The 11571-nt window shown below is 41.6% G+C and carries 11 protein-coding genes; 2 read left to right on the top strand and 9 right to left on the bottom strand.

Annotated elements, in window-relative coordinates; translation table 11 throughout:
- Nucleotides 1-390: 390 nt before the first annotated feature.
- The 9 genes from KK487_RS02215 to trmJ all read right to left on the bottom strand — a co-directional run bounded on the left by KK487_RS02215 (nt 391) and on the right by trmJ (nt 8653).
- Nucleotides 391-1818, bottom strand: coding sequence for an NAD-dependent succinate-semialdehyde dehydrogenase (locus KK487_RS02215; RefSeq protein ID WP_013464000.1), 1428 nt, complete (start codon nt 1816-1818; stop codon nt 391-393).
- A 564-nt stretch (nt 1819-2382) separates the two neighbouring features.
- On the bottom strand, nt 2383-2721 hold the full coding sequence (gene fdx / locus KK487_RS02210) for an ISC system 2Fe-2S type ferredoxin (RefSeq protein WP_008113929.1): 339 nt from the start codon (nt 2719-2721) through the stop codon (nt 2383-2385).
- A gap of 11 nt (nt 2722-2732) precedes the next feature.
- Nucleotides 2733-4595 (bottom strand): Fe-S protein assembly chaperone HscA, encoded by a 1863-nt coding sequence (gene hscA, locus KK487_RS02205; protein WP_215521923.1) that lies wholly within the window; start codon nt 4593-4595, stop codon nt 2733-2735.
- Nucleotides 4596-4636: 41 nt separating this feature from the next.
- Nucleotides 4637-5164, bottom strand: a complete 528-nt coding sequence (gene hscB, locus KK487_RS02200; protein WP_008113925.1) for a co-chaperone HscB — start codon at nt 5162-5164, stop codon at nt 4637-4639.
- 70 nt (nt 5165-5234) lie between these two features.
- Nucleotides 5235-5558, bottom strand: a complete 324-nt coding sequence (gene iscA, locus KK487_RS02195) for an iron-sulfur cluster assembly protein IscA (protein WP_008113924.1) — start codon at nt 5556-5558, stop codon at nt 5235-5237.
- A gap of 9 nt (nt 5559-5567) precedes the next feature.
- Nucleotides 5568-5951 (bottom strand): Fe-S cluster assembly scaffold IscU, encoded by a 384-nt coding sequence (gene iscU, locus KK487_RS02190; RefSeq protein WP_008467675.1) that lies wholly within the window; start codon nt 5949-5951, stop codon nt 5568-5570.
- 40 nt (nt 5952-5991) lie between these two features.
- Nucleotides 5992-7209 carry an IscS subfamily cysteine desulfurase gene (locus tag KK487_RS02185; RefSeq protein ID WP_008113922.1) on the bottom strand — a complete coding sequence of 406 codons (1218 nt, stop codon included), beginning with the start codon at nt 7207-7209 and terminating at the stop codon, nt 5992-5994.
- A 24-nt stretch (nt 7210-7233) separates the two neighbouring features.
- Complete coding sequence (iscR, locus tag KK487_RS02180; protein WP_008113921.1) at nt 7234-7725, bottom strand: Fe-S cluster assembly transcriptional regulator IscR; 492 nt, start codon at nt 7723-7725, stop codon at nt 7234-7236.
- Between the two features lie 202 nt (nt 7726-7927).
- Nucleotides 7928-8653 (bottom strand): tRNA (cytosine(32)/uridine(32)-2'-O)-methyltransferase TrmJ, encoded by a 726-nt coding sequence (gene trmJ / locus KK487_RS02175; RefSeq protein ID WP_013463999.1) that lies wholly within the window; start codon nt 8651-8653, stop codon nt 7928-7930.
- Between the two features lie 339 nt (nt 8654-8992).
- On the opposite strand from trmJ, the gene KK487_RS02170 reads away from it, so the two are divergent.
- Together KK487_RS02170 and KK487_RS02165 are read left to right on the top strand one after the other, a co-directional pair.
- Nucleotides 8993-10143 (top strand): IS3 family transposase gene (locus tag KK487_RS02170; RefSeq protein ID WP_086008873.1). Its coding sequence is split into 2 segments (ribosomal slippage): nt 8993-9263 and nt 9263-10143, totalling 1152 coding nucleotides; the frame shifts between segments, so codons are not numbered across the junction.
- Nucleotides 10144-10584: 441 nt separating this feature from the next.
- Nucleotides 10585-11526: a cyclase family protein gene (locus KK487_RS02165; protein WP_215521922.1), complete on the top strand. Its 942-nt coding sequence runs from the start codon at nt 10585-10587 to the stop codon at nt 11524-11526.
- The last annotated feature ends 45 nt before the right edge of the window (nt 11527-11571 follow it).

Genomic DNA, 11571 nt, shown 5'->3' with positions numbered 1-11571 from the left:
TATATTCTAACAGTTCAAAAGAGCCTGAAACTTCATATTACACCTCAGCTTAGTAAAAATATACATTTAAAAACATGAGGTTACAAAAACTCACAAAAACAAACGAGAATAGTTATTACTTTATTTTAAGCTTATATACAAAGTTTAAACACCAATCACTGCTTATAGAGTAATTTTAGACCGAAGCGATAAGGTTCGCCAAAAAAGTGGCTAAAAAAAATGCCACCAAATGGTGGCATTTACACACGGGGGTATTTCTACTTATAGAAATTTTTTTACTATTTTGTTACGAAAAATATATATTAAAAAGGTAACATTTAGCCCATTATCTAGCAACATTTAACCGAGTTTTATCTTACAACCATTAACTCATCGGAACAGTCTTAATCATTACAGCTTAATACATACGTATTTTTCTTCTAAGTACTCATCTAAACCCTGATGCCCGCCTTCACGACCAAGACCTGATTGCTTTACACCACCAAACGGCGCAACTGGGTTTGATATAACTCCCTCATTTACACCTACCATGCCAAACTCTAGCCCTTCGCTTATACGATAGATTTGTTTAATGTTTTGGCTATAAAAGTACGCAGCTAACCCATAAGGGACGTCATTAGCGAGCGCAAGTACTTCGCTTTCTTCATCAAATGGGATCACCGTTAATACAGGACCAAACACTTCTTCGTGATAAATATCCATTTGTGTAGTGACATTGGTGACTATTAATGGGTTTTGAAAACTGCCACCTAAATTGCTGTTATCTCCAATTAGCGTAGCGCCTTTATCAAGAGCGTCTTTAATCAGTTGTTGCACTTTCTCTTTTGCTTTGGGGTAAATAAGCGGCCCTATGTCGGCATTTTCATCAAAACCGTTCGCAACTTTGAGCGCAGCGACTTTGGGTGTAATTTTTTCAAGCACGTCATTTAATATATTACGCTGAATAAAAATACGATTTGCTGCAACACAAGCTTGTCCTGAGTTTCTAAATTTGGCCGCCATTAATCCATCAATCGCATCGTCAATATCAGCATTATCAAATATTATAAACGGGGCATTTCCCCCCAATTCCATTGAAGTACGCTTTATTGTAGATGCACATTGAGAGAGTAACTGCTTACCTACACCTGTAGAGCCAGTAAAAGTAAACTTACGTACCACCTCTGAGTCTGTCAGCATTTTGCCAACCTTTTTGGCATCTTGTGACACAAGCACATTAAATGCACCTTTAACAAAGCCAGCCTGATCAGCTAAATAAGCTAAAGCGATAGCACATAATGGTGTGTGCTCAGAAGGCTTGAGTATAAAACTACAGCCCGCGGCATAAGCCGGCGCGACTTTTCGAGTCACCATAGCAACAGGAAAATTCCATGGCGTAATACCTGCTACCACGCCAATAGGTTGCTTGAAGCTAGTTAAACGATGACTGTTATCGGTGGCGGGGATCACATCGCCGTAGCTGCGTTTAGCTTCCTCTGCAAACCATTTAATAAAACCGGCGCCATAATCTATTTCACCAAGAGATTCTTTAAGCGGTTTTCCCTGCTCTTTAGTCATAAGTGTAGCTAGCGTTTTTTTGTGCTTTATTACTAGATCATACCAACGCATCAGGGTTTCGCTTCGCTCGGTCGCATTGGTGGCTTTTAATTTTACAAAAGCGCCTTGTGCTGCTGTTATGGCATTTTTTACGCCTTGCTCGTCAATATCACTTACATCAACAATACTTTGTTCGGTGGCCGGATCATCAACGCTAAAGCGTGAGTTGGTTTGATAAAATTCACCGTTAATAAACGAGTCTGAAAAAATAAGATCACTCAAAATATACCTCCAAAATGGGTTTTGGGTTTTGGGCTTCGGGTTTTGGGCTTCGGGCTTCGATAAATTAAAAAAGCCTTGTGGTTAACGCTACAAGACTTATTCATTTTAATTTACCCGCCGCCCGTAACCCTTTACCTTCAACCTTTGTATTTATTCACTTCCTCTGCGCACTCTGTAATCTCTGTGGTAAATAAAATTACTAACAAACGCGGGATAAAACCGCTTTAAAAAGCATATGCACAAAGAGAAGTGAATGAGAAGAAAATGAGAAAACACTAACCATTAGCCTGAGTAATTAATTGTTTTGTCACTTCCTCAAAAAGCGCAGCGTCTCTTAACCTCTTTGTGCATAATTTTATTACCTTTAACCACATTTGCGCGGCGTAAATCCCCGCCTACAGGCTATTTTAATTTACCCGCGTCTCGCAGCCCGCCGCTCGTAACCCTTTACCTTTCGCCTTTAACCTTTAAAAAGACGCGGGATAAACCCGCTGCTACCAAATACAAACAAAAAAGCCGCTGTATCAAACAGCGGCTTTTAATATGATAGTCATTAATTAAAAACTAGTGTTCTTCATTAACGATATTGAGATTGTACTTAGGTATTTCAACCACTAAGTCTTCATCTCTAATAATTGCCTGGCAACCTAAGCGCGATTCAGGCTCTAAACCCCATGCTTTATCTAGCATGTCATCTTCTAGGTCATCACTTTCATCTAATGAGTCAAAACCTTCACGGATCACTAAATGACACGTTGTACATGCACATGATTTTTCACAGGCATGAGGAATGCTAATGCCATTTTTAAGCGCGATATCAAGTACCGTTTCGCCAGCGGGCGCTTCTATTGCTGCACCGTCAGGACACAACTCCGGATGGGGAAGAAAAACAATTTGTGGCATTCTAATCTCTCTTATATATTGTCTACTGACTGACCCGTTAAGGCTTTTTTAATTGACGCGTCCATTCTGCGCGCGGCAAAATCACTGCTCGCATTATCCATTTTTTCAATGGCCGCTTTAATTTCGCTTGGCTCTTGCGCACTCTCGCGTACTTTCGCAAGTTCGCTTATTTCCACTTTTAGCGTCGCTAATTGCTCAGGCTCAAGTAAATCGCCATCAGCAGCTAATGAGGCTTCCATCGCTTCTATTACACGAAGCGCTTCAACTTGTTGCTCTTTAAGCATACGCGCTTGCATATCGCCTTTAGCGTTACTCATCGACTCTTTAAGCATATTAGCAACTTGGTCGTCAGACAAACCAAACGACGGTTTTACTTGTATTTCTGCTTGAACACCCGTTGATTTTTCCATTGCCGACACGCTTAACAAACCATCAGCGTCTACTTTAAAGGTAACGCGAATATGCGCCGCCCCCGCCGCCATAGGAGGAATGCCTTTTAAGCTAAATTTAGCCAGCGATCGACAATCGTCAACCAGTTCACGTTCACCTTGTAATACATGCAACGACATGGCCGTTTGACCATCTTTAAACGTAGTAAATTCTTGCGCACGCGCAACCGGAATCGTGGTATTGCGTGGAATGATTTTTTCAACCAAGCCACCCATTGTTTCAAGGCCTAACGACAACGGTAACACATCAAGTAATAACATGTCTGAATCTGGCTTGTTACCAATTAATACGTCAGCTTGAAGCGCAGCACCAAGTGCAACAACACGATCAGGGTCAATTGAAGTTAGTGGCTGTTTATTAAAAAACTCGCCAACTTGAGTACGAACCAACGGCATGCGGGTTGAACCGCCAACCATTACAACTTGTAATACTTCTTGGTTTTCAATACCGGCATCTTTTACTGCACGACGACATGAACGAAGCGTTTTTTTAACCAGTGGCATAGCGAGCTCATTAAATTTTTCTCGCGTTACTTCAACCATGTATTTTTCATCGTCAAACTCAAGGCCAACATTCACTTTTTCGTATTGGCTTAGTGCTTCTTTACAGGCTTTGGCTTTATTAATGAATAAGCGTAATACCGAAGGAGATAAGCCTGTCACGCCGGTTTCTTGTTTTAGGTAATCAACTAATAATGAGTCAAAGTCGTCACCGCCTAGGCTAGAATCGCCACCGGTGGCCAGCACTTCAAACACGCCTTTATTAAGACGCAGAATAGAAATATCAAAGGTACCGCCTCCTAAATCATAAACGGCGATAATACCTTCTTGCCCTGAATCTAAACCGTAAGCAACGGCAGCGGCAGTAGGCTCGTTTAGTAAGCGCAGTACATTAATACCGGCAAGCTCAGCCGCATCTTTGGTGCTTTGACGCTGTGCATCATCAAAATAGGCTGGTACAGTAATCACTGCCCCTAAAATATCTTGATTACCAAAGCTTTGCTCAGCGCGTACTTTTAATGCATTTAAAATATGACTTGAGGCTTTAACTGGGCTGATCTTTCCCGCAGCCGTTTCGATAGCCAATGCACCATCATCATCGCAAAACTGATAAGGCAGTTGACCATAGCTTTGTTCTATTTCGGTTTGCGTTTTACCTAAAAAACGCTTCACTGAAATAAGCGTATTAACCGGATCGAGTGTAGCCGCTTGCATTGCATCATTACCCACGGTAATGCCGCCAGCTTGATAACGAACCACTGAGGGTAACATCGCTTCGCCTGACTCATCAGTAATAGTGCGTGCTTCGCCGCTTTGTACGGTTGCCACTAATGAATTTGTAGTGCCTAAATCAATTCCAATGGCTAATTTGTGTTCATGTGGTGCCGCGCTCTGCCCCGGCTCAGCAATTTGCAATAATGCCATAATGCTCTTTAAACTCGTGTTGCTCGCTTTGCAGCAAGTAATTAATCGTCAAATAAACTGTCTTCAATGCGTTCAAGTTCGTCTTGTAACTTATATACAAATTTTAATTTGCGAATGTTGTCAGCAGCGTGTTGATATTGTTGCTCATCGTTGCTTGCAAGTTGCTCAGCTAATTCGTTGCTATACTGGGCTTTTAATTGCTTTATTTGCGACTCAAAATTAGCAATAGCGATATCTGGATCACTTGCAGAGGGAAGTTCTTCAAGCTCTTCGCGCAGTTCCATTTGTTGCATCAAGAACATGGGATCTTGCAGTGTTTGCTGCTCAGCGCGAATATCAACGCCCAGCTCACTCAACATATATTCAGCACGTTTAACCGGATGCTTAAGTGTTTGTAATGCGTCGTTAATTTCAGCGGTACTTTGTACGGCCATTAATTTATCACGACTGCTGGCATTAGCATGACGATCAGGGTGTACAGCACGTTGAAGTTCTAAGTAGTGCTTGTTGATCATTGCTAAGTCAATATTGTAGTCAACCGGTATTGCAAATAACTCAAAATAACGCATAACTTCTCACAAATGACAAAGCCCTACATTAACTGGCAGGGCTTATTTATATCTTAAAACAAGTTTGAGCTTAAACGGTAAAGCTTTCGCCACAGCCACACTCATCAGCTTGGTTAGGGTTATTAAATTTAAACCCTTCATTTAAACCTTCTTTAGTGTAGTCGAGCTCAGTGCCGTCGATATAAACTAAGCTTTTAGCGTCAACAATTAAGGTAACGCCTTTGGCCGCAAATGTTTCATCGTCATCGTTTAGCTCATCAACAAACTCTAGAACATAAGCAAGACCTGAACAGCCCGTCGTTTTAATGCCAACTCGCAGGCCAATGCCTTTACCACGGTTTGCTAAAAATGATTGTACGCGGTTTGCTGCCGCATCTGTCAATGTCACTGCCATGAATATCTCTTAGTTTGTATGTTTGCTTTTGTAATCTGCAATTGCTGCTTGAATTGCATCTTCTGCTAAAATTGAGCAGTGAATTTTCACTGGTGGTAATTCTAGCTCTGCGCTGATATCGGTATTTTTGATAGTCGCAGCTTCGTCTAATGTTTTGCCTTTAACCCACTCTGTTACCAGTGAAGATGAAGCAATTGCGCTACCACAGCCGTACGTTTTGAATTTTGCATCTTCAATAACGCCGTCTGCCGATACTTTAATTTGCAATTTCATTACGTCACCACATGCTGGTGCGCCTACCATACCCGTTGCCACTGACGGATCGTTTTTATCTAGAGCACCTACGTTACGTGGGTTTTCTACGTGGTCGATTACTTTATCACTGTAAGCCATAATTCTATCCTCACTACCTGCTAGGTATGGGCACCACTAATTAGTGGTGCGCCCATTCAACTGAATCTAAATCAACACCTTCTTGGTGCATTTCCCAAAGAGGAGACATTTCACGTAAACGGCCAATCGAGTTTTTCATTAGCTCAACGGTGTAATCAATCTCTTCTTCGGTGGTAAAACGGCCAATACTAAAACGAATCGAGCTGTGCGCTAGCTCGTCGTTGCGACCTAATGCACGTAATACGTAAGAAGGCTCTAAACTTGCAGATGTACAGGCTGAACCTGACGATACCGCAATATCTTTAACAGCCATTAATAACGACTCACCTTCAACAAAATTAAAGCTTATGTTGACAATACCAGGTACTGATTGGTCTTGCGTGCCGTTAAAGTACACTTCGTCCATATCCGTTAAAATGCCGTCGATTAGGCGTTTACGCAACGCACTGATGTGTGCGTGATCTTTTTCAAAATCTTGTTTTGCAATTCTAAATGCTGCACCCATACCCACTAATTGATGAGTTGCTAATGTACCAGAACGCATGCCACGTTCATGGCCGCCACCATGCATTTGTGCTTCTAAACGTGCACGTGGTTTACGACGAACATACAAAGCACCTACGCCTTTAGGGCCGTATACTTTGTGCGCCGAGAATGACATAAAATCTACTTTGGTTTGTTGCACATCGATTAAAACTTTACCCGCGCTTTGTGCCGCATCTACGTGGAACATAATTTTACGTTCGCGACACATTTCACCAATAGTATTGATGTCTTGGATTACACCTAGCTCGTTATTTACATGCATGATACTTACAAGCACGGTGTCGTCACGCATCGTATCTGCTAATTTTTGCAGATCAAGTAGGCCGTTTTCTTCAACGTCCATGTAGGTTACTTCAAACCCTTGACGCTCAAGTTCACGACATGTGTCGATAACGGCTTTGTGTTCAGTTTTAGCGGTAATAACATGCTTACCTTTTTTCTTGTAAAACTGAGCTGCACCTTTAATAGCAAGGTTATTTGATTCTGTTGCACCCGATGTGAATACAATTTCACGTGGGTCTGCATTAATTAAATCAGCAATGTCAGTACGTGCTTGGTCAACGACTTCTTCAGCTTGCCAACCAAAACGGTGTGAACGCGATGCTGGATTACCAAAATTACCGTCCATAGTCAGGCACTGCATCATTTCTTTGGCAACTCGTTCGTCAACAGGCGTAGTTGCTGCGTAATCTAAATAAATCGGTAACTTCATTTCTCTCTCCGCTGCAGGTCAACCTTAAAGTTGACAGCTTACTTGAATATTTTCCAACTGCTTAATTGCATCATTAACGCTGTTTTCTTGGCGAAGAGCGACCGCTTTAACGTCCGACTTTTCAACCAGTTCAGCTAAGGTAATATTATTTAAAAATTCTTCAATTCGTGCGCTTAAGTCTGACCACAATGTATGGGTTAAACAACGCATACCACTTTGACAACCAGTATTGCTTCGCTGACACCGTGTAGCGTCAACAGATTCATCTACCGCATTGATAACATCGCCAACTGAAATTACGTCAGCCTCACGTCCTAGTAAATAGCCCCCACCAGGACCTCGAACAGAACTCACTAGCCCATTTTTACGTAAACGGGCAAATAATTGCTCAAGATAAGACAAAGAAATTTCTTGGCGCTGCGAAATATCTGCAAGCGCTACAGGGCCTATATTTGCATGTAGTGCAACATCCAGCATGGCTGTAACGGCGTATCTGCCTTTTGATGTTAACTTCATAACGCCCCCCGCACAAAAGAGTGCAAATTTTAATTACCAGAGTAGATTAGTCAAGTATTATCCTGATTGGCTAGCCTCGAATGCCAGCCGATAAACTTGTAATACCCGACTGTTTTGGTCAAGTATTGGGTCTATTGTAATTACCTGAGTAATTTAGTCAAGTATTAGTAGAGCAATAAAGGGCGCTATTTATAACTAATTGCTATTTTATAGACTTATTAATTGAGGTAAGAATACCTCGTAATATGTTCATTTCAGCATCTTCAGGGCGAGCACGATTAAACAAGCGACGTAGCTTTGTCATTACCATGCCTGGGTGCTGCTTAATGATGAAGCCTGTTTTAAACAAAGTGTCTTCAAGATGTTCGTAAAACAGTTCTGTTTGTTTAGACGATGGATATAGGGTGTCGTCTTCTTCTTGAACAGCCTTAGGTTGCTGATTTAAAAACGCCATACGCGTTTCATAACATAAGGTTTGCACAGCCATGGCTAAATTAAGTGAGCTGTATTCTGGGTTAGCAGGAATACACACATGGTAATTACACAGTTGTAATTCTTCATTAGTTAAGCCACTGTTTTCACGGCCAAACACAAGCGCTACAGGGCCGTTTACGGCTTCGCCAACAAGCTTTTCACCACATTCTCTCGGCTCTACCATAGGCCACGACAATGTACGCGAGCGGGCGCTAGTACCAATCGTTAATGCACAGTCAGCAATCGCATCTGCAACGCTATCAACAATAACAGCATTACCTAGTACATCAGTCGCACCTGCAGCAAGCGCACTAGCATGGCTATCTATTTCACAGGCTGGATCAACAAGGTATAACTTTGATAATCCCATGGTTTTCATGGCGCGCGCCGCTGAACCAATGTTACCAGAGTGTGATGTGTTAACTAAAACGATGCGAATATCATCTAAGATCATTACAGTGCTACTTATCGAGTACAAAAAAATTGCGCAAATTCTAGCATGAAAACGCGCTGAGATCCTATATTCAATAGTCGAGATCTAAAAGATCAGTTCGGGGTTCGGGGTTCGGGGTTCGGGGTTCGGGGTTCGGGGTTCGGGGTTCGGGGTTCGGGGTTCGGGGTTCGGGGTTCGGGGTTCGGGGTTCGGGGTTCGGGGTTCGGGGTTCGGCAGGATTGTGTTTGGGATTAATTAAAAAGCAATTCGTCATTTATTTATTCATCACCTAACCCTGATCTGCTTTAATCAAACAGGACACTTTAATAATGGAATATAATCCAATTATTGAGGTGTTAAATGACAAAACGAACAAACAGAAGTTACACAGCAGAATTTAAACAAGAAGCTGTGGCATTGGTAACCGAGCAAGGTTACAGCGTACCCAAGGCAGCAGCGTCTTTAGGTATCACAGATAAATTACTTTATAACTGGAAAGCTAAAGTTGAAGCAGAACAATCTGGTGCCAGTTTGAATGCTGATGAGCGGGCTGAGCTGTTAAGGCTTCGCAAGGAAAATAAAGAGCTAAGGATGGAAAAAGAAATTTTAAAAAAGGCCAGCGCCCTCCTGCTAAAAGAAACCAAGTAACGTTTAAAACGATTAAGCAGTTATCCTCGGTGTTTCCCGTGGTTAAGCTCTGCAAAGTGATGAAAGTAAGCCGCAGTGCTTATTATGCTTGGCTTAAGCGGCCAGCAAAAGTAATTACTGTAGAGCAGCTTAATTTATATCGAAAGGCCAAGTATTTCTTCAAGAAAAGCAGAAATAGCTTAGGCTACCGAGAGCTTAGAAAGAAGTTACGCAGTGAGGGCTTTAGCGTCAGTGATTATGGCGTTCAGAAATTAATGGCAACACTTGGTTTAGTCGTTACTCAACGAGTGGCATACAAGGTAACAACCAAGCGTAAACACAGTGATGCCGTTGCTGATAATCTTTTGAATCAGAACTTTAATCCTGTTGCGCCAAATCAGGTGTGGGCTGGTGATGTGACTTATCTAAGAACTGGCGAAGGTTGGATGTATCTGGCTATCGTCATGGACTTATATTCACGTCGTATTGTTGGTTGGCATATTGATAAACGCATGACGACTGACTTTGTTAGCAAGGCGATGATGAAAGCTTATAACTTACGGCAGCCACCAAAAAGCTTGGTGTTTCACAGTGATAGAGGTTCACAGTACACCAGTAAACAATATCGACAATTACTATGGAGTTATGGCGTCAGAGCCAGTATGGGCGATGTCGGTGCGTGTTGGGATAATGCGGTTGTTGAACGATTCTTCGGCAGCTTAAAACATGATTGGCTGTTGAAAGTTCCGCAACCAACTCGTGAGCATATGAGAAATGATGTGGCAGCGTATATGCGCTATTACAACTTAGAGCGACTTCATACTGCTCATGGTGATCTATCGCCAGTAGAGTATGAGCAAAGTTCCTTAAAAAAGGTGTCCTGATTTAGTTGTGCAGAACAAAATCTGCTGCCATTACAGATGCAGAGCTGAGTGAGGCTGAAACGATTGCAGCAATAGCAAGTACGTGTTTTTTCATTTTCATTGTGTATCTCCTAAATTAATTATTTAGAAAGCTCTATAGTGAGCCCTCTTTTTTAAAGCAAGGAGATTATGTAAGGGTTTCCAAATGTTAAAAACGCTATTGTTGTTAAATCTATTTTGTTAAAAATGAAATAATAAAATTAAACTAATTCTTATTTACAGTGATTACATAAGCTTTAATTAGGTGTATTCACTATTATTTAATATGCTCGTTAATTGCAAAAAGTGAAAAAGAGTTTTGTGTTTTCAACTATCAATTATTCACGTTGTTTTAAATATAGTAGGCCACGTCATAGCAAATATGCTTTGCACCTCTAAAATTAAATACAAGGAAATAGCAATATGAAAGCACATAAAAAATTGAAAATAGCCACTGCTCTAAGTGCAGTACTTACACTTTCTGCTGGTGTTAACGCGGCCGATCAAGTACATACTTCAAAGTGGGGGGCCGATGATGAAATTGGCGCAATGAATTACATTACTCCAAGCTCTGTATTAACAGCATCAAAATTAATAAAACAAGGTAAAGTGTACGGTTTAGGCATGGCGGTAAATAAAGATACCCCAGCGTTTCGTCACCGTTACTTTGAAGTTCATACGTCGCAGCCTGAACCTAAAACATTTGGTACAAATAAATTTACTTATGTCGATGACCAAATTATTGGCTGGACTGGTGTAGGCTCTCAAATTAATGGCCTAGCGCACTATGGCCGCGACAACGTTCATTACAACGGCCATAAAGTATCTGATTTTATGACTGTAACAGGCGTTAAAAAACTCGGTCTAGAGAAAGTCCCACCAATGGTTTCTCGTGGTGTATTATTAGACATGCGTCCTTATTTTAACCAAGATATAGTGAGCGAGGGCACCACCTTTAATAAAAAAGAAATTGACGCAGTAGCCAAACAACAAGGCGTAGATATTCAGAAAGGCGATGTTGTTTTATTTTGTACCGGTTGGTCTGACTTAATGGGTAAAGATAACGAACGTTACCTTGCGGGCGGCCCAGGTATTGGCGTTGAAGGTGGTAAGTACCTTGCCGAAAAAGGCGTTATTGCAGTAGGTGCCGATAACTGGTCATCTGAAGCCGTTCCGCATGAAGATCCTAGTCTTTCATTTCCTGTAAACCAAATGATGGCCACTCATTACGGCGTACACGTGCTTGAAAACATTTTGTGTGACGACCTAGCAAAAGATCAAGCCTGGGAATTTATGTTCGTACTTGGCCACCCTCTATACGAAGGCTCTACTCAGGTGCAAATTAACCCTGTCGCTATTTTGTAACACCCATTTAGACATAGTTATTTAACGGCAAACGAGATGCAACCG

Source organism: Pseudoalteromonas sp. SiA1 (assembly GCF_018732205.1).
GTDB lineage: Bacteria > Pseudomonadota > Gammaproteobacteria > Enterobacterales > Alteromonadaceae > Pseudoalteromonas > Pseudoalteromonas tetraodonis.
Note: the sequence above shows the minus strand (reverse complement) of the source record. Positions and strands in the feature narration are given on the sequence as shown.